We start from the raw sequence: 26,279 nt of genomic DNA, 5'->3' as shown, positions 1-26,279 counted from the left end.
TTATCTTTAACAGCATACTGTTTTTTTATGAAAAATTGACATAAGAAGATATAAGTCGTAAAATAAATTTGATTGAAAAAAATTAAATTTTATATTAGTTTATTTAGGAGATGTTTATGGATAAATATGATTGCTTAAAAATTGAAAATCAGCTATGCTTTCCATTGTACGCTGCAGCTAGAGAGGTAATTAAACAATATACGCCTATTTTAGATAAGTATAATCTTACATATACTCAATACATAGCAATGCTTGTTTTATGGGAAAAGGAAAAAGCTACAGTAAAGGAAATAGGAAAGATACTTCATTTAGATTCTGGTACTTTAACTCCACTATTAAAGAAAATAGAGTCTATGGGGTTAATAACTAGATATAGAGATGTAAATGATGATAGAGTAGTGATAGCGGAACTTACAGAAAAAGGGCTTGAATTAAAGGATGAGGTAATTGGAGTTCCTAATGAAATAATCTGCAAAGTTAATTTACCTATGGAAAAGGCAATTCAATTGAAAAAGTTGTTAGATGAATTATTAGAAATTCTATAGTTATTACTTAAAGGAATATTTATTCCCTAAATTTAACATTGACTTTTTGTGAAAAAAATTCATACTTATATAGTGTGTAAACAATTTTTAAGGTGCTATAGATATAGCGCCTTTACTGTGCGTAAATTATGATTATGTTATTGTAAATAGGATGAGGAGAATTTTAATGCAAGATAAAAAATATTATTATGACGAACAAATAAAAAACTACTTTTATAAAGAATACATAGATAGTTTTTCAAAAGTAAAAAGAAAGTTAAATGATACAAGTCTTAATTCATTACTATCTAATGAAACAAAACAAGTTTTAGTTGAAATAGCTAAGAGAATAGAACTTAAAGGATATTCAAAACTTGGTAAAGATGGTTTAGTATCTTTAATTGCAGATAATATTATGTTAGAAATTCCAACAATTTTAGGAGACCTAACTTATAAAGAAATAGTTTTTCTAGAAGGGCTTTGTAAAGTTGATTTTAATGAATATAAATTTAATATTGAAGAATTGAATCTAATTGGAGGGTTATGTTCACTTGGAATAATGGCAAAGCTTTCAATTGAAGACAAATTATATTTAGCTGTTGCAAAAGAAGTAAAGGAACCTATAAAAGAACTTCTTTCAAATGAAGAATATATGGAAAGCTTAAAACAACGTTCAAAGGGAATTGCATATATCGATGGATTAATGATTCATTATGGAATGCTTGAAGGTAGCGATTTGTACAAGCTTATATCAGAATCGAATAGTAGTTTTCTAAATAAAGAAGATTTAGATTTTTATCTAAATTACATCTTTAGAAGCTATGAAGCATTTCCTGAGGCAAACTCAATAATACATCCATATGTCTTAGATCCAGAAGGGGTATATGGGGAGTTAAGAGCAAGGCAAAATGTACCTTATAACTACGATAATGCAGAATATTTTATATCGTTAGGTGAGGATTTAAAGTCTGCATTTGGAAAAGAAATGGATTTATTAAGAGCATTATTATTATCTAATAATGTTGAAGAAAGCAAGGTAGATTTCTTAATTATAGAACTTATATTTAATATAAAGAATGAGATAGGGACATTATCTATTGTAAATCTTCTTGAAAATAATGGAGTTGTATTTACTGAAGGTTCTAAAGAATCTGATGAGCTTGTAACTGCAGTTGCTGAGGTTTATAACAGCACTCCAATATGGACACTTAAGGGATCAACGCCATTGGAATTAGAAGATAGAAGAAAGACTGTTGTAAAAAAAGAAAAAGAACCAGGAAGAAATGAGCCATGTCCTTGTGGTAGTGGTAAAAAGTATAAAAAATGTTGTGGTAAATAATTTGATATAATAATAAAACCTGTGATTTGTTTTTCAGTCACAGGTTTTGTACTATTTTGAAAAATATTCATCTTTATTTATATTATAATATGATTCATTAACGATCTTATTATTTAGAAGCTGAAGCTTTGTATCTCTGTTAAATTTATAATTAAATCCACACTTTTCAACAACTCTTTTTGAATTTTTATTAAAATCATAATGACCACACCAAATAAGATCTAAACCTAGTTCTTTAAATCCATAATCAATGAGACACCTTACTGCTTCTGGAATATATTCATTACCCCAGTAGTTAGGATTTAAGACATATCCAATTTCTCTTTGTTTCAAATGTTGTATATTTTCATCAGGAGTTCTTTTATGGAGACCAATGCTTCCAATAACTTTATTTTCACTTTTTAATAGTATAGCTGAGCAATCATCATTTTTTATAAACATTTTGATGATTTTTTTACTATCTTCATAATCTTTATGAACAGGCCAACCTGCATTAGGGCCAACACGAGGATCTTTAGCATATTCATGTAAATCCAAATAATCGCTTTCTTTCCAAGGTCTCAAAATTAATCTTTCTGTTTCAAGTAGTTCCATGATATTCCTCCTAATTTGTATACAAATATATTTTTATATTATAACATAGATTATTTGAGCATTTCATTAATTTATTTAATATGATATTATACTATAGATATTATTCCAAGTTAAGGAGGGTGAAGAAAAGTATGGCTAACATAGCAGATAGTTATGATAATATGGTTAATAATCCTCAAAATGATGAGTTAGGGCTTTTTTCAAACTATAATGATATTTTGGAAGAAACCAGAAGAAGGATAATTAGTCATAATTGTAAGTGTATTCTTGATATAGGTTGTGGCACTGGAAACTTATGTGGTAAGTTAAGCGACAGATATAATGTGATAGGAATGGATAAGAATATAGAAATGTTAAAAAAAGTTCAAGAAAAGTATGGAAATATGAAATGCAAGGTAGGTAGCTTTTTAGATGAGCCATTTAAAGAAAATATTGCAGATATAGTTGTTTCTACATATGTTCTTCACGGATTAAATAATGAAGATAAAAAGATAGCAGTTAAGAATATGATAAGATATCTTAAAGAAAATGGAAAGATAATTATTATAGATTATATGTTTTTTGATAGTGAAGAGAAAGAAAAATATAGACAACATTTTAAAGAGTTGAATAAACAAGATTTATGGGATTTTATTGATAGTAAGTATTATACAAATATTAATGAATTCAAGGAATACATCGCTAAGTTAAATTATAATATTAAAATAGAACATAAAGTGAATTTCACATGGCTAGTTGAAATAACTAGATAGCTTTAATATGAGAGTCTTTTATAGTCAAAAATGAGAATTAATAAATATATTAATTCTCATTTTTTAAATTCTTATTAAGTTTTCATTTTAAATTCATGACTACATTTTTTACAAGTAACAATTATTTTTTTCTGGCCTCTTGGCAATCTTAATTTCTGACTGCAATTTGGACATTTAACAATTTTAAATTTACGTTTTTGGCTAATATTATATTTAATTTGTCCAAAACCTGCTGGTATACCTTCTAATCCTATTCTAGGTAAGTTATATGGAATTCCTTTACCGAATTTTCCTAGAACTTTATTTATGATTGAGATAAATTTAGAAAGTTCTGAAGATCTTTTGTAGATATTTTTTGAAAATGCCCTATAGATTACAATTATAATTAATAGAACACTTACTATTCTAGGGTAACGATCAAAATTGAAAAAAGTGCTTAAGATTAGTAAAAAAATAGATAAAAAATCAAAGCCATATGTACCATAAAATATATTCATACTATCACCTCATATCTTTAAAGAACATTTTATCATAACTTATCTAGAAAATGTTATTTAAAATATTAAGAAAAAATAAACTTTTTTAATAGAAATGATTGTTAAATTGATTATTATATATAATTTGACATAATAATCAAAAATATTATATAATTAGCAGAATGTTTATGCTAAGATATAAATATTTTTATAATCAGTGATAGAAAGGGGCTATAATGAACACCATAGGAAATAAAATAAAAAATGGATTAGGAATTTATCTAGGATTGCCTGGAGCTGTGTACATATTGTTTTTTGGTAAACTAATTAATTGTATTGGGGCATTTATATCGCCGTTATTGTCATTAATATTAACACAAAAAATAGGAATGTCAGTTAATGAATCAGGATTTTTTGTAACCATGGCAATGGTTATTCAAGCACCTTGCGTAATTGTGGGCGGGAAACTTGTTGACAAATATGGAGGAAAAAAAGTAATAGGGATATTTCAAGGCCTTTCAGGAATTTTGTTTATGATATGTGGATTGATAAATCCAAGTCGTGAATTAGCTATTTTAATGATAGTAGCTTCAGCTATTTCTTCTATTTCATATCCTGCTTATGACTCAATTGTTGGTGATGTTACAAATCTTAAAAATCGAAAAGCATCTTTCTCATTAATATACATGGGGCTCAACATAGGATTTTCAGTTGGACCAGCAATTGGAGGATTGTTATTTCAGAAGCATTTAGAATTGATATTTATAGGAGACGGATTTACAACACTGATTTCAGCAGCACTTATAGGCATATTTATTAAAGGGAAGCATCACAAATCTAATGAAAATACAGATGAAAATAGTTTAGAGGCAGCAGAAGAAGGCTCAGTACTTTCAGTATTGATTAAAAGACCAATATTATTATATTATGCTTTAGCTATGCTAACATATTCTTTTGCTTATTCTCAATGGGGATATGCTATACCAATTCATCTAGAGCAGCTCTTTAACGGAAGTGGAGCTAAATATTTTGGAATTTTAGGTAGCATAAATGGATTTGTAGTAATAGTGTTAACTCCACTCATAACTGCTTTAACAAGAAAGTACAATATAATAAAAATAATTGCTACAGGTGGAATACTTTATTTTGTAGCTTTTGGCTCATGTTCTATTATAAAGAGTTTTCCTTTATTTATAGTTATGATAATTATTATGACTATAGGAGAAATACTAATAAGTACAAATTCAGGAACTTTTTTAACTAATAATACCCCTGAATCCCATAGGGGAAGAGTTAATGCCGTAATACCTATGATTTCTGGAATTGGGACAAGTATAGGTCCACTAATTATGGGGAATATGATAACTAGTTTAAGTATAAATAAAGCGTGGTTTGTTGTATCCATGGTTGTATTAATAGGATCAATTTGTATGTATTCACTTAGCAAGATGAAACATAGAAATGTATAGTAAGAAATACCTAAATATAAATGAGAGATCATTTGTATTTAGGTATTTTTATATTAATTTAAATTTAATTGTATTGAAAATATTAAGTTACTAATTCTATTAGGTTATAATTATAATTTAGCAAAATTATGAAGTGCCTTTTCCTTGTTATATAATATAGAGAATAAAAAAATGCTAAATGACAATTTTACTTTGTTTGAGAGACGATGTAAACGATGTTATAATGAGCTTAAATAAAGGATTAAACAGAAAATAATTATATTATTGAGAAAGAATGCGAGATAAGCAGTTGTTATAAAATTTTATACAATAAGTTAATTATTTAATTGGTATTAAAAACCTTTAATATATATTAAAATATTAATGCATTTTAGTTGAGAGTTTAAGTTTTTTACAGATATATAGCAAATAGTTCTAAAGTTATAAAGTTATTCCTACCGTGTATAATGTTCGTAATGGAGCGCATAATTTATATTGTAAGCAGTTAAGTTTAATGATATTCCATGAAATATCATTTCAAAATATAAAATAAAGAAGGCGGTAAAAATGAAAAATAACAAAGTGTCAAAAGTATTTAATTCTATTTTATCCGGCATTGTTTGGGCTTTTGGAGCATTTATTCTAGCTATGATAATATCAAAAGTAACGTTATATTCATTTAATGATGTGTTTTTTGTTGAAGGATTAATATTATTGGGTATAGGTGTACTTTCTTCAATTAGTGAAGAAGAGTTGTGTGGTTCGCTTAGAGGCATTGGTGGTTTAAATTATCAATATATTAGTAATGAATTACAAAATGCTAGGAACGAAAATCGTATTATTACTTTAAATACAGAATCAATAAATATGGAATTAATTATTGCGGGAGTGTTAAGCTTTTTAATTTTGATATTCTAAAATATAACACAAATTTGGTAAAGAGAAGATTGATTCTTCTCTTTTTTATATGTTAAAATATACTTTGCTGTGTTAAAATGCTATAATTAGTAAATATATATACATAATATGAATAATTTAGTAATGAGGTGTAAGTTATTTTGGATAGGTACAGTATATTTGAAATTCTAGAAAAAGCAAAAGATAAGGATACTTCTATAAAAATGGCTTCATACATGAAGAATAAGTTTCCCTTTTTAGGAATACCGAAACCAAAGAGAATAAACTTAACAAAAGAATTTTTAAAGGAAAGTAAGAAAAGTGATAAAATTGATTGGGTTTTTGTATGGAAATGCTATGAAAAGCCTGAAAGAGAATATCATTATTTAGCTATAGACTATATTAATGAATTAAAGTATTTATTGATTAAAGAAGATATTTATATAATAGAGAAATTAATTATAAACAAATCTTGGTGGGATACTGTAGATGCAATTAGCTATATAGTTGCATATATGTTTCTAAGAATATCAACTGTAAGAAATACAATACTTGTATGGATTGATAGTGAAAATATTTGGCTTAAAAGAATAGCAATAAATTTTCAAGTGAAGTTTAAAGAAGAAACTGATGTAGATTTATTAAGTAGAGCAATTACCCATAATTTATTTACAAAGGAATTGTTTATTGACAAAGCAATAGGATTGGCATTAAAAGAGTATTCCAAAATCGATAAAGAATGGGTAAAAAGATTTATGGAAGAACATAAAATTTCTGCAACTAGCAGAAGAGAAGCAATAAAGTACATGAAATAAGTTTTGGAGGAAAGCATGAGAGATATAAGAAATTTGAAGGGAAAAATATTTAGACATTTTAAAGGAGACTTGTATTTACTAGTGGATTTTGTTGTTCACTCAGAAACTAGAGAAACTTTAGTTTTGTATAAAGCTTTATATGGTGAATGTGGGCTATATGTAAGACCTTACGATATGTTTGTAGAAGAAGTTCCAAAGGAAAAGGTAAATCCAACAGGTCAAAAGTATCGTTTTGAAGAATTTTTTGTTAAAAGTGTAAAATAACCTAGCTGTATATAATTGTAAGTATCTACAATTGAAAGTTGGTATCTAATGTGAAAAAATTGAATAGAAATGAGGATATATAGTTTTTACTTTAGATAGGGGGAATTTAATATGAAAAGTTGTAACAAGATACTTGTCTCAGGCTTGTTAAGTAAAAAAGTTACTCTTAATATTCCTAAGTTATTAGATAATGTTGAATTCATTAATTCTTGTCCTTGTACAGTTAATGAAGCGTTTTCAGGAGAAGCATTAAATATTAGTAGAGCACTTAATGTTTTAGGAGATGATGTAAATCTTATTTCTATAGTAGGAAAAGATTTATATGGAGATATTATATTAAAAGAGCTTAGGAAGTATGGTATAAACTCTGATTTTGTCCATCAACTTTTAGAAGATACAGCACAGGAAATAGTTATGGTAGATGAATATAAGGAAAAGAAAAGATATTTTGATTTTAAGGAACTTGAGAAAAATAGCTATGATAATGATATATTCTGTAAAGCTATGAATGAATGCTCAATTATATTTTTATGTGATGATGATTTATCAAATGATTTTTTTAATATAGTAAACGATTATCAGAAAGTTCTAGCTACTAGTGTAGAGAATTTAGAAAGTGTTCAACTTAGCAGAAAGCGTTTTATACACAATGCTAATATTCTTTTTAGTAGTAGTAAATGTTTAGATGAAGAAATTGAAAGTTCAATTAAAAGAATAGCAGATGATTATGGAAATGATATAATATTAGTTAGTCTAGATGATGGTGGAGCTATGCTATATGTTAGAAAGGATAATTTTATTGGTAAATATCCTTTTGTTAAAACTCGAAAGATAATTAATACTGATGGAAGAGAAAAGGCTTTATATGCATCTTTTCTTCACTGTTATAATAAAACTCTTGATCCTTACATTTCCACAAAAAAATCTTTGTGTTTTGAATCCTATAAACTTGGTGGAAAAGGTGAAATGGATGGCTTTATTACAGAAGAACAGTTAGATAAATTATATAATTTCTTGTACAATTAGATATTATTACTCTTATTTTAGGAAGATTTCTTTGAATATTAAATCTTAATTTATTCCATACTAGATGTGTAAATTAAATTTTAGGAGGAACAGATTATGGATAAGAATTCAAGCATTAAATGTTCAGTTGAGGAATGTAAATACAATAATCACCAAGAATATTGTACTTTAGATCAAGTTAAAATTGGATCTAATGAATCTAGTGTAACAAGTGTGAGAGAAACTGATTGTGAATCATTTGAAGTAGAATAAATTTAATAAAAATAGCTAGCAATTTAAAATGCTAGCTATTTTTATTAAGTTATTTTTTTATAAAAACCTTATAAACTTAGGTAAGAAAAGTTTGATTACTTTTAGTATCAAGAATATAATGGATGTAATTAGGGAGGGATAAAATGGAATTAAATTGGAGTTTAAAAGAAATATATACATCATTCTCAAGTGAGGAATTTCAAAGGGATTTAGATAAGCTTAAGTGTGTAATTGAAGATATAAATGAATGGGTAGAAAATGTTATTAAGGATAAGAATAAGGATATTTTTTACTTAGAGGAATATATAAGAAAATTTACTGAGTTTGCAATATTAGAAAGTAAACTTAGCTCATTTATTGAATTAAGTTTAAGCGTAAATACAAATGATAAGGATGGTAAAAAATATTCAGGAATATTAGAAAAAAGATTAACTTATATAGTATCTGCCTCTACAAAAATCGAAAAATGGATAAGTGAAATAAGTAATTTAAATGAATTGATTGAGAAGTCAAAGTTGTTAAAAGAACATGAATTTATGTTAAAAGAGATTGTAGAGAAAAGCCAATACTCATTAAGTGATAAAGAAGAAACTATTATATCAAATATGAGAAATACAGGTTCAAGAGCTTGGCTTAAGCTGAAGGATTCTTTGATTTCAAATTTGAAGGTTGAAATAGAACAAAATGGCAAGATAGAGGAATTGCCTTTAACTGTAGTATTAAATATGGCGTATGATGACAATAAAGAAGTTAGAAAAAAGGGCTATGAATCAGAAATTAAATCATATTCAAAGGTTGAAGAAGGAGTTGCAGCAGCTTTAAATGGAATAAAAGGTGAAGTAATAACTGTAGCAGAACTTAGAGGATATGAAGATCCTTTAGATATGACTCTTAAGAATTCAAGGATGGATATAGAATCTTTAAATGCTATGTTAGATGCAATTAAAGAGAGCTTACCTTCATTTAGGAAATATCTAAGAAAAAAAGGTGAAATGCTTGGATATAAGAATGGATTGCCATTTTATGAAATGTATGCACCAGTATCAAAAGCAAGTATGAAGTTTACTTATGACGAAGCTACTAAGTTTATTTTTAAGAATTTTAAAACCTTTAGTGATAACTTATCAAATTTTGCTAAGAAGGCTATAGAAAATTCATGGATAGATGTTATGCCAAAGGAAGGAAAAGTAGGAGGCGCATTTTGCCAAGGACTTCATTCAATAAAGGAAAGTAGAATACTTCTTAATTTTGGAGGGAACTTTGGAGATGTAGTTACACTTGCCCATGAACTTGGGCATGGTTTCCATGGAGCGTGTTTATATGAAGAAAGTATTTTAAATTCCGATTATCCAATGCCAATAGCAGAAACAGCTTCAAATTTTTGCGAAACAATAATTAAGAAAGCTGCTTTAAAAGAAGCTAATAAGGATGAGGCTCTAGCAATATTGGAAACTGAAATATCAGATGCTTGTCAAGTGGTTGTTGATATATATTCAAGATTTCTATTTGAAAAATCAGTATTTGAGAGAAGAAAAGAAAGTGCATTAAGTGTTGATGAGATAAAGATGTTTATGTTAGATGCGCAAAGAAAGGCATATGGAGATGGCTTAGACCCTGAATATCTACATCCATATATGTGGGCTTGGAAGCCTCACTATTATGATGCTGATTATAATTATTATAATTTCCCTTATGCATTTGGTTTGTTATTTTCAAAAGGTTTATATGCTGAGTATTTAAAAAAAGGTGATTCATTTACAAAGGAGTATGAAAAATTACTTTCTATAACAGGGAAAAATAAAATAGCTGATATTACTAAAGTTGTTGGAATAGATATACATGATAAAGATTTTTGGAGGAATTCTCTTAAAATAGTAGAAGAAGATATAAATCAATTTTTGAAATATTAATTTTAACAAATATATTAAGTAAATAATATTCTTATAAAGAAAAAAACAATATAAAGTAATTGATTCCTGTTTGTTACAGGACTATAGTCCTAACTTTTCATAATTATAACAACACCTGAAAATTATATGATATAATCTTCCTTGTAAAAAAAATAAATCCATAGGGGGATAATATGAGAAGATTAAAGAAAATTATTGCCATGGCAAGCATGGCCGTTTTAACTACAGGTTTAGTATTAACTGGATGTGGACAAAAGGTTGATCCACCAGAGGTAACAGCTGAAGCCTTTTACGATTTATATGTATTAGGTGATACAACTAAAATTGAAAATATGGGTGTTGAAAAGTCAGAGTATGAAAATGTAAGAGAAACGGAAAAAACATCTATGAAAAATGCTACAAGAAATAACATAATTAAAGGTGGATTCACTATTAGCGATGAACAATTAAACAAAATTGCTGATGCAGAATTAGGTGCTCTTAAAAAATTGGCTCCTAAAATAGAAACAAGTTCAACAACTGATGATAAGGCCACTGTAAAGATAGCTACAACATATGCAGATATAACTCCAGTAGATACAAAAGCATTTAATGATGCTATGACAGAAATAAAAGCTATGCAATTAACTAATGAAAGTGAAGCAAGAAAGAAATTACTTGATCTTTACGTAAATAAACTTGTTGATGGATTAAATGCAATACAACCATCAAGTGATACTAAGGAAAAATCATTTGCATTTAAGAAACAAAAATTTAATGTAGGCGGAAAAGCTAAGGATGTTTGGGTTCCAGAGGATATGACTGTATTTGGAACTGACTTAGGTAAAATGATTACTGGTCAAAATGCATAGTATATAATTAATAGTTATTCATAATAGATTTATTCTATTATGGATAACTATTTTTTTATGTGGTAAAATATTGATAATATTATTTAGTATACAACAATTATGAGGTGATAAAATGAATGTAAATAGAGAATATGTGTTAAATACAGCAAAAGAGATATTAGAATTTGATAGTCCAACTGGTTTTTGTTTTGATATTATGAATTTGATAAAAAAGAAAGCAGAAAACTTCGGATATGCATTTGAAACAACGAGAAAAGGATGTGGAATAATCACAGTACCTGGAAAAAGTCAAGAAGAGGTGATAGGTTTATCAGCTCATGTAGATACTTTAGGAGCAATGGTAAGATCAATAACTTCAGAAGGAAAGTTAAAATTTACTTTGCTTGGAGGTCCAATTGTTCCTACTTTAGACGCAGAGTATTGCAAGATTAGAACAAGAGAAGGAAAAATATATACAGGGACATTTTTAAGTACAAGTCCTTCAGCACATGTTTATGATGATAGTGCTTCGAAAAATAGAGATTTAGATAATATGGAAGTGAGAATCGATGAAGTTGTTAAATCCAAGAAGGATGTTGAAGCGTTAGGAATTTGTCCGGGAGACTTTATTTTTATAGATCCTAAAACAACTATAACAGAAAGTGGATTTTTGAAATCAAGGTTTATTGATGATAAAGGTAGTGTAGCATGCTTGTTAGGTTTACTAGAACTCTTTAACAGAGAAAAGATTACGCCTAAGTATACTTTGAAAATATTTATTTCAGTATATGAAGAAGTAGGACATGGAGCATCTTACATTCCAGAAGAAATAACAGAAATGATAGCTGTTGATATGGGATGTATTGGTTCAGATTTAAGCTGTACTGAATATGATGTTTCTATATGTGCAAAGGATTCTAATGGACCTTATGATTATAACATGGTAACGGAATTAGTTAACTTAGCAAAAGCTAATGAGCTTAATTATGCAGTAGATATATATCCAAGGTATGGATCAGATGTGGGAGCTGCTTTAAAAGGAGGCAATAACATTCGTGGTGCTCTTATAGGACCAGGAGTTCATGCTTCTCATGGAATGGAGAGAACTCATTATAGTGGAATGGAAAATACAATCAAGCTATTGTATTTATATATAACAAAATAATTATAAATAGTATAAGTGCCTTTCACTTAATAAGTGAAAGGCACTTTACATTAGAAAAAAGTTCTATAGAATAAACATAAATTAACTAAAAAATCTATTAAAAAAAAGGGAATAACATAAAAAAATGTATAAAATAAATCAAAAATACATAACTTGTATGTTAGTATAATAAATGATAAAATTATATTATAAAGAATTGCAAGAAAAACTAAGGAGGTGTTTAGAATGAACAATACCTTTTGTTTAATAGATGTAACTAAAATGAACAAACAAAATCCAAGAAATTATCTAGTGCCAAGCAAAGAAGAAATAAAAAATATAAGAATTGGCGATTTAGTTAGGATTGTTTATAAATTAGAAAATTCTTTAAATAATAGGTTTATGGATGAACGTGTTTGGGTAGAGATAATTGAATTTAAAGGCACTAAATTTATAGGTGAATTTGAGGGAAATGGATCCCAAAAAACAAAGTTAAAGAAAGGTGATATTATAAGTTTTGAAGTAAATAATATTACTACAGTTAAAAGAAAAGAAGAAAATATTATAGATGAAAATAAAAGTGTAATTATAACCAATAAGGCTATTGAACATAGACAAGTTAATTGGATTGTTAGGACAACCCCCTTAAATAAAGAAGATAGTGGATGGCAGTTATTTTATGGAGATGAAGAATATGAATATTTGGATGATTCATCTAATTTAATAGCAACATCTATAAAAGAAGTTCTAAATTTTGAACCTTTGTTAGAAGATATTTTTTTAAGTAGATTTGATTCTGCCGAGTATAATAGTAAATTAAATAAGTTTATAGAGGTTTAATATTTGTAAGACACCAATGAGGTGTCTTTTTTATATACAGGAAAGTATAAAAAAATTCAGATACCATGAGATTGCGGATATACTTTGTACCATACTGGATTTATGTCAATAGTCATTGTTTTGCTAAAAGCGTAGCCAATAATCTTTTTGAATGTAGATCAAAAACAGAGGCTAAATAACAGCAACAGTCTTTTAGAGTATAGTTATTTTCAATTCTTTAAATAAATAAAATATATCTATAAAAATATGCGAAATATTAAATAAAATAAAGGGAGTATATTATTAGAAATAGAATAAAATACATTTACATGAATAATATAGTAAATATATAATATATTTTGTAACTAAAAGTTCATTTAAAGGAGGATTGCTTTAAACAATTAAATAAGAAACTAAAAAATAATAATGATTTTTAGTTATAAGTTTTATATAAGATAAACATATTGGATAAATATTTTTTTATAACCAAAGGATCTTATTGGAAATTGAAAATATGTAATTAAAATGTGTGATTATCTAGAAAAAGGGGTGAAAATATTTGATAAGAAAAAGAGAAAAAAGATTTGTGTTATCAATCTTTATAGCCTTAAGTATGTTCTTATCTATTTGCCAGTCAGTTTTAGTTAAAGCAGAAGTAGCTAAAGTTTTTCCACCATTAGGGTTCAAAGCAGAAGCTTCAATCACAAAGATTAACTTAAGTTGGCAATCGAAAAATGGAACATTAGGATATGAATTGGAAGCTGATGGTAAAGTTGTTGATGTAGGAATCAAAACTTCCTATGAACATAATAATCTTTTACCAGGGTCTATTCATGTCTATAGAATAAGAGCAAAAGATAAAGATGGTATAGGGGAATGGAGCTCTGCAATAAATGTAAAAACTCAATCTATAGTTCCCATTACACCTAGTGATTTTAGAATTACAAATGTCACTAGTACAACTGTGGAAATGGCATGGAATAAAGTTTTGGGGGCTGATTCTTATGAAGTTGAGGTAGATGGACAAACCATGTCCTCTGATAGTAAAACAAGTTTTACTAAGGATGGGTTTAATCCAGCCTCAAAGCATACTTTTAGAGTGAGAGCGAAAAATGACTTGGGAGAAAGTAAGTGGACAAATGAATATGAGGTAATTACATTTCCTAACGCACCACAAGTACCGCAAAATCTTAGATTAAAGTATGTTGATAATAATAACATATCAATAGTTTGGGATACGGTAGATGGGGCAGATGGATATGAGGTTATAGCTGATAACAAGCTAATTGATAATGGAAAAAGCAATGAATTTGTTCATAAAGATATATCTATTAACGATACTCATACCTATTTTGTAAGAGCGAAAAATAATGGTGGGGTAAGTGAATTAAGTTCAGGTTTAAGCACAAAGTTCCCTCTAGAATTCAAAGAAAATAAAGTAAATATAATTCCAGAGAAAAGAAATGAAAAAGCAAGTTTACCTAAAGCACCATCAAATATTAATTTAAAGTCTACTGAAAATAGTATAACAGTAAGTTGGGATTCATTAAAGAATGTAGATTCATATGATATTGAGGTTGATGGGAAGGTTATAAGTAATCTAAAAGAAAATTCTTATACTCAAAGAAATTTAACACAAGGAACGAGTCATGCTTATAGAGTTAGAGCAAAAAATAAGAATAGTGTAGGGCGTTGGAGTTCTATTGTAATTGGATTTACTAAAATTGAAATTCCAAACATACCTAAAAACTTAAATGCTAATGCAGTTTCATCAGGATGTATAGTTGTAGCGTGGGATACAGTTCAAGGTGCAACTGGATATGATTTAGAGGTAGATGGAAAAGTTGTTGATGTAGGAATAAGTATAAAATATGTCAATACACAATTAGAAGAAGAATCTACACATTATTATAGAGTAAGAGCTAAAAATGTAGCAGGGAATAGTGAGTGGAGTGAAAAAATAACTGCAAAGACTCTAGTGAAAAACAAATCAAATCAAAATGTTAGAAATGATGCTAGTAGTCAGAAAAACTTGGAAGATTCCAATGGTAAGAAATTGGATAGTGATATAAGTAAGAAGGAAAGTATAAATAATATAAAAACTTCTGCTGTATCTAATGTGAAAAATAATGAAAGTGAAGTCAAACAAGTAAATAAAACTAATGAAGTGGCTAAAGATAAAGAGATTAAAAGTACAAATGCTAATAACAAGATTGCTAATGATGAAGATACACCACCACCACCAGCAAACTTAAAGTCAACAGCAGCAACTGGATGGACAGTAAGTTTAAATTGGGATTCATCAACAGATGATGGAGGAGTAGATAGTTATGATATTTACTGTAATGGGGAAAAGGTAGGAAATACAAAGAGTACTAGTTATGTATGTAATGTAGCAAAGTCAGGTACAACTTATACCTTCGTGGTAAAAGCTATAGATAAAGGTGGAAATTCTTCAGGCAATAGTAATTCTATAGATGTTACTACAATGATTGATGATTATGGAGATAATATTAATCAAGTAGCAACCATAGAAATTGGCCATGAAAAGTCAGGGAAAATAGATTATTCAGGAGAATATGATTGCTTTAGTTTTGTAGCACCAATAAGCGGATATTATACGATTAAGTCAATAGGAACAACGTATATGGATGGAGATTTGTATGATGAAGGACAAACTCTTATTAAAAGTGTTTCCCATGGTTGGGAGTACAACTTTGAGATGGGACAAAATCTAGTTGCAGGAAAGGTATACTACTTAGCGGTAAAGAATCCAATTACAAGCACAGGAAGTTATGGTATTTTAGTAACTGTTGAAGAAAATACAGTACCAACAATTCCATCAAATATAAAAGTAGAAAATAAATCTATAACAACTGTAACCTTATCATGGACAAGTTGCGTGGATAACATAGCTATATCTGGTTATGAAATATATAGAGATGAAGTAAAAATAGGAGAAACAAAATATGATACAACAACATATACAGATACAAGTTTAAATGCTAATACAACATACAAGTATACAGTGAGAGCAAAAGATCAAGCAGGGAACTTATCAGATGTGAGCAGTAAGATAAGTGTAACTACAGATGAAGATAGTACTCCACCTACTGCACCAACTAACTTAAAATCAACAGCAACAACTGGATGGAAAGTAAGTTTAAGTTGGGATGCATCAACAGATGATGGAGAAGTAGATAGTTATGATATTTACTGTAATGGGGAAAAGGTAGGAAATACAAAGAGTACTAGTTATGTATGTAGCGTAGGAAAATCAGGTACAACTTATACATTCACAGTAAAAGCTATGGATAAAGGTGGGAATTTTTCAGCAAGTAGTAATGAGATAAATGCTACTACAAAAGTTGATGATTATGGAGATAATATTAATCAAGCAGCAAATATAGAAATTGGCCATGAAAAGTCAGGGAAAATAGATTATTCAGGAGAGTATGATTATTTCACTTTTGTAGCACCAATAAGTGGTTCTTACACAATTAAATCAACAGGAAATAAGTATGTAGATGGAGTTCTTCTTGATACAGATAGGAGGCGTGTTAAACACGCTCGTTACGGGTCAGATTATAATTTTGTAATGATAGAGAACTTGGTTGCAGGAAAAAGGTACTACTTAGGTGTAAATAGCTCAAGAATAAATACTATGAATTATGGTATTATAGTAAGTGTTCAGGAAAATGAAGTGCCAACGACACCAGAAAATTTAAAAGTAGAAAATAAATCTATAACAACCGTAACCTTGTCGTGGACAAGTTCTGTAGATAATATATCCATAGCAGGTTATGAAATATATAGAGATGGAGTAAAAATAGGAGAAACAAAATATACGACAACAACATATACAGATACAAGGTTAAATGCTAATACAACATACAAGTATACAGTGAGAGCAAAAGATCAAGCGGGGAACTTTTCAGAGGTAAGTAGTGAGATAAGCATAATTACAGATGAAGATAGCACTCCACCTACTGCACCAACCAACTTAAAATCAACAGAAGTAACAGGCTGGACAGTAAGCTTAAGTTGGGATGCATCGACAGATGATGGAGAAGTTGATAGTTACAATATATATTGCAATGGAGAAAAAGTGGGGAATGCAAAGAGTACGACTTACGTATGTAGTGTGCCAAAGCTAAATACTACCTATACATTTACAGTGCAAGCTGTAGATAAAGGCGGAAATAATTCTATAAATAGCAATTCTATAAATGTCACTACAAATGATGATGATTATGGAAATAGTAGTAATAGTGCAACAACTATACAAGTAGGATATGAAAAAATAGGGAAAATAAATTACTCTGAAGATTATGACTATTTTGTTTTTGTGGCACCAATAAGCGCTTCTTATACAATTATATCTAAAGGAACTCAATATTATATTTATGGATATCTTTATAATTCGGATAATAAGCTTATTAAGCAAGCTAGTAACAATGGTAATAACTTTGGAATGAGACAAAATTTGATTGCAGGAAAAACTTACTACATAGCTGTAAAAAGTTATAGTATTAGAAATTATAGCATTATTGTAAGTGTTCAAGAAAATGAAGTGCCAACAGCACCAACAAACTTAAATATTGAAAACAAATCTATGACAACTATAACTTTGTCGTGGACAAGCTCAGTAGATAATATAGCTATAGCTGGGTATGAAATCTATAGAGATGGAGTAAAAATAGGAGAAACGAAATATGATACAACAACATATACAGATGTAAGTTTGAATTCTAATGCAACCTACAAATATGTTATTAAAGCAAAAGACCAAGCAGGTAATTTATCAGATGCAAGTAATGAAATAAGTGTAACTGCAGATGAAGATAGTACTCCACCTTCTGTACCAGCTAACTTAAAATCAACAAAAGTAACTGGCTGGACAGTTAGTTTAAGCTGGAATGCATCGACAGATAATGCTGAAATTGATGGTTATGATATATATTGTAACGGAGAAAAAGTAGGTAGTACAAAGGGAACTACTTACATATGCAGTGGACTAAAACCAAATACTAATGATACATTTGTAGTGAGAGCAAAAGATAAAGGTGGAAATTATTCGGAATATAGTAACTCTATAAATATCAATACAAAAAATGATGATTATGGGGATAATGCTGATCAAGGAACAAATATAGAAGTAGGTCGTGAAAAGTTAGGTAAGATAGATTACTTAGAAGATTCTGATTTTTTTATTTTTGTAGCACCAATAGGTGGATCCTATACAATTAGATGTAAAGGATACATAAATTATTTGAATTTTAGCACTGCTAGTCATGGAGTGGGTGAAATGCCATCAGGTAACGGAAAACATGATATTGAAATAACATACGATTTAGTAGCTGGGCAAATATGTTATATATATGTTAAAGGTGGAAGTGAAATTCCTGGAGATTATAGCATAATGGTAAATGTCCAAGAAAATGAAGCACCAACAATCCCAACGGATTTAAAGATAGAAAACAAAACTATAACAACAATAACCTTGTCATGGAAAAGTTCTATAGATAATGTAGCAGTAGATGGTTATGAGATATATAGAGATGGGATAAAAATAGGGGAAACAAAGTATGATACAACAACATATACTGATTGGGGGTTAGATGCTAATAAAAAATATAAATATATTGTTAAAGCAAAAGATCAAGCAGGAAATCTATCAGATGCAAGTAATGAAATAAGTGCAACTACAGGTGAAGATACTACACCACCTACTGCACCGAGTAATTTGATAGGTACAATTAATGAATATGGTAAATTGGTATTAACTTGGAATGCTTCTCAAGATAATGGAGAAGTAAGGAGATATGATATTTATTGTAATAGTATAAAAATTGGTAGTTCAAATACAACTAATTATACATGCCCAAATTCTGTTGAAATGCTTGTTAAGTATGTATTTGTTGTAAAAGCTATAGATGCAGCAGACATTGAATCACTGGATAGCAATACTATAGTTATAAGAAAGATGTCTGGTGACTTGAAAAAAGATACCGTGATAGAAGGTGATTTAGATACTGATGATGCAACTAATATAAACTTAAATGGATATAGATTGGAGATTGATGGTAATTTAAATCAATTAGGTGGTGAAATTAGCATTAAAGAAGGATTACTGATAGTAACAGGAAATTACAAAGTTTCTAATGGCGTAAGTACAAGTGGTGTATTACGTATGACTTATGCAAAGGATTATGTTCAAGTATTTGGTGATTTTACAATGGAATCAAAAGCTGACTCAACTGCACGTTTAGCAGAAGGAATACTTGAAGTAAAGGGGAATTTTACTCAAAAAGAGCTAGGGTCACGAAGTAATTTTAGTACAGATTTTGGTTATATAGTAATTTTAAGTGGTTCTTCAGTACAATATATTTCATTTGACTCGCCACCTAGAAATATATGGGATCAATTTTCGGATAATATGTCTAATTTTAATATTTTAATTACAACGAAACCATTAAGCACAGGTTATATATTTAAAAACACATATTGGAAACATCTTATAGAAAACTATAAAATCGATACTAATTTCGGTTTATTAACAGATTATGAGGATAATCTAGGAGACGGTACTTATGGACCAACAGGAAATTTTTCGAAAAGTTTTACTGACTTAAAAGTAGGAAATGATGGAGCAGATGCAGAATTCGTAAGAACCTATAACTCAAGAGATATTAGAGAAAACTCAGGATTTGGTAGAGGCTGGAGCTTTAGCTATGAATCTAATATTACTGACTATAGTGGTAACATACAAACAAAACTAGTAAGACTACCAGATGGAAGCACACAAAGCTTTGTGGTTAATTCAGATGGTACTTTTACGGCAATAGATAGTAGGAATACCTTAATTAAGCAAGGTGATGAATATATTCTAAAAACAAAAGATCAGCATACTTATGGTTTTAATAAAGATGGCCATCTTATATGGATTAAGGATAGGAATGGTAATCAGACAACAATTACTGTAGATAATAATGGAAAAATAACTAATATAATTGATGATGCTGGAAGAAGTTATAGTATTTTTTACAATGAATTAGGGCTTATAAACTCAATTACTGATTGTTTAGGAAGAGTAGTAAAATACGAATATGACAATAGAAAGTTAATAAAAGTAATTGATCCTATGGGACAGTATACAATATATAGCTATGATTCCAATGGATTTCTAATTGAAATAAGAGCAGATGATAATAGTTTAATTAGATCAATAACATATAATCATAAGCCAGGTTTAAATGCAGATAAGGTAGATTATACTATAGATGAATATGGAAATGTATTAACCTATAGTTATGATGTTATAAATTTTAAAACAACAATAAAAGATTCCAATGGAAGAAAAACTATTCAAACTTATGATAGTTCATACAATATTATAAGTAGTGTTGATGCAGAAGGGAAAACAACTACTTATGAGTATAATAAAGATTCATCAGGAAGAAATAATTATGGAGAACAAAAATCAGTAACTGATCGTAACGGTGGAGTAACTAGCTATACAAGAGATATTCTTGGAAATATAACTAAAATAACTAATCCTGATGGAAGCTACAAACAATATGTTTATGACAGTAAGAACAATGTAATAAAAGAAATAGATGAGAATGGAAAAGTTACATTCTATGTTTATGACAGCAATGGTATAAATATGGTTAAGAAAGTAATTCCATTAAATTCTACAGATATTTATAGTGATTCAGCAGATCAAACAAAATTTGCTATAACACAGTATATCTATTATTCAGATAGTGAAGCACTAAGTCTTAGTTATAGAGCTAAAGGACTTTTGAAGCAAGTTATTGACCCAATGGGAAATATAACAACATATTCATATGATGAGCATGGAAATGTTATTACTGTAACTGATGCTGTAAATAATGTTACAACTTATGAGTATAACTTAATAGGGTGGAAAACAAAGGTTGTATCTCCTCAAGGATATGTGACAGAATATTTCTATGATAACAATGGTAAAATAGAAAAGACTATTTTGAATCATTCCATAGTAACAAGAACAGTATATGATTCATTAGGTAGAGTAATAAAAACTGTTACAGCTAATATTTATGATTCAAGTCAAGATGACTTAGACAATCATAACTACTTAGCTAATGATGGGACAAGATATACTTACTATAGTAATGGAAAAGTAAAAACAGAGACAGATGCGGAAAATAACACTATATCATATACTTACGATATATATGGAAATAAGATAACTGAGACTAAAGCTAATGGGGCAATATATAGATATGTATATGATGTTATCAATAGAGTTTCTAAGGTTTATTTTAAAGCAGATGCTAATAGTTCTGAGCAGCTTATTTTAGGATACAATTATGGAATACTTTCAAATGGAAGTACAACAAAAACTGAAATAAAGTATGTTAATGCAGTTGATTCATTAAAGACCACAACTACAGTTGATTATGCAGGAAGAGTTATTAGTGTGCAAAATCCAGATGGAACAACAATCACTAAAGTTTATAATGCAAATGGAACTTTAAGTTCTTCAAAAGATGCTAATGGCAATTTAACTTATTACAAATATGATAGTTTAAATAAATTAATAGCTATTTGGGCTCCGTATGAGAATATTAATGGTACTATTTATTATAGTTATACTGGTGTTAAGTATGATAAGGCTGGAAGAAAGATAGAAGAAAGCTTTGGAAAAGATAAAGTTCTTAATAATAAAATTGCAAAAGATTGCATTACTACAATTTATGAGTACTATAATGATGGAAACCTTAAGATTCAAAGTGATAGTGCTGGTAGAAGAGTAGAATATACATATGATAAAGATGGAAATGTTATAATGCAGGTTGTTAAAGTAGATAACAATGTAAATAAAATTACAGAGTACACTAATAATGAATTTGGAAAACCTACAACTATGAAACTTAATATATTTGCAGGAGATTTATATGGCAATGCTTATGATGATAAAACCAATTTAGTATTAGCGACAAGTTATACCTATGACAAGGAAGGAAATGAGGTATCAGAAACTTATCCAGATAACTCAATTACAAACTTTACTTATGATAAATTAGGTAGACTATTATGTACTTCTAAACAAGGAAAAGATGAGTATGGTAAGGATGTAACTATAACTACATCCCAAACTTATAACTGGGAAGGAAAGACATTAACCAAGACAGATGGAAATGGCAACACTAAAAATTATGTTTATGATGCAAGAGGATTCCTTGTAAAGATGGTGGACAGTAAAGGAAATACAAAAGCATATTATTATGATTTAGCAGGAAGAAAGATTGCAGAGGTATCACCTAATAATTATGATGAAGCTAAAGCTTTAGAAAATCTAAATAGAACTGAATACACTTATGATCTTATGGACAGGCTAAAAACAAAAGTCTTAGTGTATTTAGATAAGGTAAGCAATGTTTGGAATAGGATAATAACTCAAGCTTTAAAGTATGATAACAATGGAAATGTTATTAAAGAGTTAGATGCAGGAGGTTATGAGGCTGGAACAGGAAGTTCATATGGTGAGAAGATTAATTCAGGTTATGGGACAACCTATACTTATAATCTAGCAAACAAACTTATTACAAAACTAGATGCTGATTCTAAAGATAGATCACTTCCTTATAATGAAAGCTATTCTTATGATGGTATAGGAAGAAAAACATCAACTACTGATGCAAGAGGAAAGGTTACAACTCTTTATTATGATGATGCAGGTAATATTATTAAAACTACAATAAAGAGACTTTCAACAGAGGCAGAAGTGGCAGTAAGTTCAGCTACTTATAATAATACAGGAGATGTAATCACAGCTACTGATGGAAATGGAACTATTACAACCTATGAATACAATGGGTTTGGCAAAATAAAGAAAGTAACTTATGCAGGTGATAATACAGTAGAACAGTATTATGTCATTTATCAATATGATTCAATAGGAAGAGTTATAAGAAAGCAAGATTCTTTAGGCGTAGTAGATATTTATACTTATGATAGTTTTGGAAGAGAACTATCTTCAACAGAAGAAAGAGTAGATGGGTCAGATGCCATTAAAGTTACTGCAGCTTATGATAAGAATGGTAATAAAAGATTCGTTACAGATGGAAATGGTACAGTTACTGAAAATACCTATGATGAATTAAATAAGTTAGTAAGCAGTACAACTTATGTTACAGATGCAAGTGGAAATAAGGCTAACCATACAACTAGATATATTTATGATAAAGATGGAAATTTAGTAAAAGAGATAAGTTGGTTAGGTAGTGAAAAAAGCTATGTATATGATTCTTTAAATAGAGTTGTTGAAAAATATGATGAGAACAATAAATTAATTCAAAAATTAGAGTATAACAGCAATGGAACACAGTCAAAATCATATGATGCTCTTGAAAATGTTACATTATATTATTATGATAAAAACAACAGACTTATAAAGACTATAGATCCTGAAGGACATATTATACTTCAGCATTATGATGAAGTTGGTAATGTTGATCAGAAAACTAATGGTAATAATAGCACCACTTATTATAGCTATGATCAGTATAATAGACTTGTAGCTGTTAAGAATGCAAAAAGTGAAATAACAAATTACACATATGATCTAAATGGAAATATGCTAACAGAAGTTGATGCTCAAGGGAATACCACAACCTATGAATACAATGTGGCCAATAAGGTTACAAGAAAAATTTATAGTGGTGGAAGAACAGGGAGCACCGGAAACTATAGCTATGATCCTTTAAAGATTGAAAGTTACACTTATTATGCTAATGGCACCATGAGTAAAAAGGTAGATAGAAATGGAACTGTTACAACTTATATCTATGATATTCATGGAAGAAAGTTATCAGAAACTATAGGGAATATAGCTAAATCTTACACTTATGATAATAATGGAAATCAAATTACAATAACAGATAATACAGGAACTACAAAAAGAACTTATGACGAATTAAATAGAGTTACTTCAAAGTCAGTGCCTGAGATAGGAACAGCTGTTTATAAGTATGATATAACTAAAGGTATAAATGGATTGGAATCAGGAAATTTTGGAGAATCAGAAACAGATCCAAAAGGAAATGTAACCATTAAGATATACGATAAAACAGGAAGAATCATAAAAGTTATGGCAGATAAAGATATAACTACCTATACTTATTATGATAATGGAAGCTTAAATAGTGTAGTATATCCAAATGGTTACACTGAACAATATTCATATTATAAAGATAAAATGTTAAAAACACTTGTAAATAAAGATTCTAGTGGAACAATAATAGAAAGCTATGATTACACTTATGATAATAGTGAAAATATGCTTTCAAAGACTGATAAGAAAGGTATTACATCTTACACTTATGATGAATTAAATAGATTAAAATCAGTAACAGAACCAAGTGGAAAGGTTACAACTTATACCTATACTTCAGCAGGAAATAGAAATGATGAAACAATTGTAGAAGGCTCAAATACAACTATTAAAAATTATATTTACGACTCTTTAAATAGGTTACTAAGTATAAGTACAACATTAAATGGAGTAACAATTGAAAATACTATATACACTTATGACAGCAATGGAAATCAATTAACTTCAAAGGTAGATAATTATAATAGTGGCACGTTACAGTCATCACAAACAACTACCAATGTATATGACGGTTTAAATCAATTAATAAAAGTAACTACTCCAGAAAATATAACAATTAAAAATCTATATAATGGAGAAGGGTTAAGAGTTCAGAAGCAGGTTGGAAATAGTTTAGCAAAATATCTATATTCTTCAGATAAAGTGGTATTAGAATTAGATGGAAATGGACAATTAATTGCAAGAAACATCTATGGAATAAATCTACTGGAAAGAATAACTGATAATAATAAGGCCTATTATTTCTACAATGGACATGCTGATACTACAAAGCTAATAGCTGAGGATGGAACAATACTAAATAGCTATTACTATGATGCTTTTGGAAATATAACAGAGTCAAATGAAAAAGTAGACAACCCATACAGATATGCAGGTTATCAATATGATAAGGAAACAAAAACTTATTATATTATGTGTAGAATGTATGATCCAAGTACAGGAAGATTCCTGCAAGAGGATAGTTACACAGGAGATATTAAAGATCCACTAAGTTTGAATCTGTATACTTATTGCGAAAATGAACCAATAAGGCATGATGATCCAACAGGACATTTTCTTCATGTAGCAATAGGTGCAGGAATTGGAGCTGTTGTAGGAGCAGCAGTAAATTTAGCATCTGATATAATGGATGATGGAAAGATAAATAAGGGGTGGAAGAGTTATTTAGGATCGGCAGTAGAAGGAGCAATAGTAGGAGGAACAGCTGCGGCAACAGGAGGAATGTCCTTACTAGGTTCAGCAGCAGCTATAGGAACAGCATCCTTCGCAGGAAATGTAGCAAATCAATATATAACAAACAAAAAAGTAAACTGGAAAGAAGCAGCAATATCAGGAGTGCTAGGAGGAGTTGGAGAGCTAGGAGGAAAGATCTTAGGAAAAATATTCTCCAACACAAAAGCAGGAAAAGCAATCTTAGGAAAAATAGATAATGTAGTAAGTTCCTTAAAGAATAAGTTATCAGCAGTAAAGGAAAAAGTAGCTCAAACAGCAGAAAAATCTCTAAGCAGTATAGCAAACAAACTTAATTCATTTAATAGAAAACTTGCAGTAGAAGGAATAAATATAAACCTTCCAAGCAAGGCATTTAAAGAAATGTCAGGAATGAATATTGGAAAGAATGATATTCAGAAGAATTTCTTGAAGGCTGTGCAGGATGGAGAAGGAAGTTGGTTAACTGGTATTGAAGATAAGGGGGCGACACAAGCTGAAGTAACTCAAATGTCACGTAGAGAAGCTTTTAGGCAAGCAAAACAAGATGCTGGCATACCTAAATCGTCACAGTATAAGACTCACGAATACGTGTATGATGGAACTTCAGAAAATAGAACTGTTTATGAATTTACAGTTGATGGCAAGAAAAAGTATATTATAGAACATGCTGAGGATAAGATGGGAAGAGGACCACATTTTCATGGAGCTGATGATGTTAAAGGAAATCCATTTGAAAAGGGTAGATATAATCAGTATGATGGACATTATCCAGAAGATTTTAATGGTTATAAGAAATAAAAGAAGGGTTGA

Annotated in this window: 16 protein-coding genes; 14 read left to right on the top strand and 2 right to left on the bottom strand. The window is 29.1% G+C overall.

What is annotated here, in order from left to right:
• Window positions 1-116: 116 nt before the first annotated feature.
• Both FAY47_RS04550 and FAY47_RS04545 read left to right on the top strand, forming a co-directional pair.
• The gene (locus FAY47_RS04550; protein ID WP_143315237.1) at window positions 117-545 is read left to right on the top strand and encodes a MarR family transcriptional regulator; all 429 of its coding nucleotides are present in this window, start codon (window positions 117-119) and stop codon (window positions 543-545) included.
• A 166-nt stretch (window positions 546-711) separates the two neighbouring features.
• Window positions 712-1,863, top strand: a complete 1,152-nt coding sequence (locus FAY47_RS04545) for an SEC-C metal-binding domain-containing protein (protein WP_185966718.1) — start codon at window positions 712-714, stop codon at window positions 1,861-1,863.
• Window positions 1,864-1,914: 51 nt separating this feature from the next.
• Here FAY47_RS04545 and FAY47_RS04540 read toward each other — a convergent pair whose 3' ends face one another.
• Window positions 1,915-2,457 carry a GNAT family N-acetyltransferase gene (locus FAY47_RS04540; RefSeq protein ID WP_143315235.1) on the bottom strand — a complete coding sequence of 181 codons (543 nt, stop codon included), beginning with the start codon at window positions 2,455-2,457 and terminating at the stop codon, window positions 1,915-1,917.
• An 80-nt stretch (window positions 2,458-2,537) separates the two neighbouring features.
• Between FAY47_RS04540 and FAY47_RS04535 the strand changes: the two genes are divergently transcribed.
• Window positions 2,538-3,209 (top strand): class I SAM-dependent methyltransferase, encoded by a 672-nt coding sequence (locus tag FAY47_RS04535; protein WP_143315234.1) that lies wholly within the window; start codon window positions 2,538-2,540, stop codon window positions 3,207-3,209.
• Window positions 3,210-3,283: 74 nt separating this feature from the next.
• On the opposite strand, the gene FAY47_RS04530 is transcribed toward FAY47_RS04535, so the two are convergent.
• On the bottom strand, window positions 3,284-3,706 hold the full coding sequence (locus tag FAY47_RS04530) for a hypothetical protein (protein WP_143315233.1): 423 nt from the start codon (window positions 3,704-3,706) through the stop codon (window positions 3,284-3,286).
• 215 nt (window positions 3,707-3,921) lie between these two features.
• Between FAY47_RS04530 and FAY47_RS04525 the strand changes: the two genes are divergently transcribed.
• From FAY47_RS04525 to FAY47_RS04475, 11 genes are all read left to right on the top strand, one after another.
• A complete protein-coding gene (locus FAY47_RS04525; protein ID WP_143315232.1) occupies window positions 3,922-5,154 on the top strand; it encodes an MFS transporter in 1,233 nt (410 codons plus the stop codon).
• A 546-nt stretch (window positions 5,155-5,700) separates the two neighbouring features.
• The gene (locus FAY47_RS04520; protein WP_143315231.1) at window positions 5,701-6,051 is read left to right on the top strand and encodes a hypothetical protein; all 351 of its coding nucleotides are present in this window, start codon (window positions 5,701-5,703) and stop codon (window positions 6,049-6,051) included.
• A 140-nt stretch (window positions 6,052-6,191) separates the two neighbouring features.
• Window positions 6,192-6,845 (top strand): DNA alkylation repair protein, encoded by a 654-nt coding sequence (locus FAY47_RS04515; protein WP_207706219.1) that lies wholly within the window; start codon window positions 6,192-6,194, stop codon window positions 6,843-6,845.
• Window positions 6,846-6,860: 15 nt separating this feature from the next.
• A complete protein-coding gene (locus tag FAY47_RS04510) occupies window positions 6,861-7,109 on the top strand; it encodes a DUF1653 domain-containing protein (RefSeq protein ID WP_143315230.1) in 249 nt (82 codons plus the stop codon).
• A gap of 111 nt (window positions 7,110-7,220) precedes the next feature.
• On the top strand, window positions 7,221-8,135 hold the full coding sequence (locus FAY47_RS04505) for a carbohydrate kinase family protein (protein WP_143315229.1): 915 nt from the start codon (window positions 7,221-7,223) through the stop codon (window positions 8,133-8,135).
• 96 nt (window positions 8,136-8,231) lie between these two features.
• Window positions 8,232-8,387, top strand: coding sequence for a DUF1540 domain-containing protein (locus FAY47_RS04500; RefSeq protein WP_143315228.1), 156 nt, complete (start codon window positions 8,232-8,234; stop codon window positions 8,385-8,387).
• A gap of 143 nt (window positions 8,388-8,530) precedes the next feature.
• Window positions 8,531-10,297 carry a M3 family oligoendopeptidase gene (locus FAY47_RS04495; RefSeq protein WP_143315227.1) on the top strand — a complete coding sequence of 589 codons (1,767 nt, stop codon included), beginning with the start codon at window positions 8,531-8,533 and terminating at the stop codon, window positions 10,295-10,297.
• Window positions 10,298-10,470: 173 nt separating this feature from the next.
• Window positions 10,471-11,148, top strand: coding sequence for a hypothetical protein (locus FAY47_RS04490; protein ID WP_143315226.1), 678 nt, complete (start codon window positions 10,471-10,473; stop codon window positions 11,146-11,148).
• A 112-nt stretch (window positions 11,149-11,260) separates the two neighbouring features.
• Complete coding sequence (locus tag FAY47_RS04485; RefSeq protein WP_143315225.1) at window positions 11,261-12,292, top strand: M42 family metallopeptidase; 1,032 nt, start codon at window positions 11,261-11,263, stop codon at window positions 12,290-12,292.
• A gap of 225 nt (window positions 12,293-12,517) precedes the next feature.
• A complete protein-coding gene (locus FAY47_RS04480; protein ID WP_143315224.1) occupies window positions 12,518-13,111 on the top strand; it encodes a DUF2185 domain-containing protein in 594 nt (197 codons plus the stop codon).
• 538 nt (window positions 13,112-13,649) lie between these two features.
• Window positions 13,650-26,267 (top strand): fibronectin type III domain-containing protein, encoded by a 12,618-nt coding sequence (locus FAY47_RS04475; RefSeq protein ID WP_143315223.1) that lies wholly within the window; start codon window positions 13,650-13,652, stop codon window positions 26,265-26,267.
• The last annotated feature ends 12 nt before the right edge of the window (window positions 26,268-26,279 follow it).

Origin of the sequence: Clostridium sp. HBUAS56017 (genome assembly GCF_007115085.1) — a bacterium.
Lineage (GTDB): Bacteria > Bacillota > Clostridia > Clostridiales > Clostridiaceae > Clostridium > Clostridium cibarium.
Note: the sequence above shows the minus strand (reverse complement) of the source record. Positions and strands in the feature narration are given on the sequence as shown.

Coding starts and splice junctions, on each gene's coding strand:
- FAY47_RS04500 (WP_143315228.1), top strand. CDS start 8,232: ATGGATAAGAATTCAAGCATTAAATGTTCAGTTGAGGAATGTAAATAC.
- FAY47_RS04545 (WP_185966718.1), top strand. CDS start 712: ATGCAAGATAAAAAATATTATTATGACGAACAAATAAAAAACTACTTT.
- FAY47_RS04510 (WP_143315230.1), top strand. CDS start 6,861: ATGAGAGATATAAGAAATTTGAAGGGAAAAATATTTAGACATTTTAAA.
- FAY47_RS04480 (WP_143315224.1), top strand. CDS start 12,518: ATGAACAATACCTTTTGTTTAATAGATGTAACTAAAATGAACAAACAA.
- FAY47_RS04530 (WP_143315233.1), bottom strand. CDS start 3,706: ATGAATATATTTTATGGTACATATGGCTTTGATTTTTTATCTATTTTT.
- FAY47_RS04520 (WP_143315231.1), top strand. CDS start 5,701: ATGAAAAATAACAAAGTGTCAAAAGTATTTAATTCTATTTTATCCGGC.
- FAY47_RS04495 (WP_143315227.1), top strand. CDS start 8,531: ATGGAATTAAATTGGAGTTTAAAAGAAATATATACATCATTCTCAAGT.
- FAY47_RS04540 (WP_143315235.1), bottom strand. CDS start 2,457: ATGGAACTACTTGAAACAGAAAGATTAATTTTGAGACCTTGGAAAGAA.
- FAY47_RS04505 (WP_143315229.1), top strand. CDS start 7,221: ATGAAAAGTTGTAACAAGATACTTGTCTCAGGCTTGTTAAGTAAAAAA.
- FAY47_RS04525 (WP_143315232.1), top strand. CDS start 3,922: ATGAACACCATAGGAAATAAAATAAAAAATGGATTAGGAATTTATCTA.
- FAY47_RS04490 (WP_143315226.1), top strand. CDS start 10,471: ATGAGAAGATTAAAGAAAATTATTGCCATGGCAAGCATGGCCGTTTTA.
- FAY47_RS04485 (WP_143315225.1), top strand. CDS start 11,261: ATGAATGTAAATAGAGAATATGTGTTAAATACAGCAAAAGAGATATTA.
- FAY47_RS04550 (WP_143315237.1), top strand. CDS start 117: ATGGATAAATATGATTGCTTAAAAATTGAAAATCAGCTATGCTTTCCA.
- FAY47_RS04535 (WP_143315234.1), top strand. CDS start 2,538: ATGATATTATACTATAGATATTATTCCAAGTTAAGGAGGGTGAAGAAA.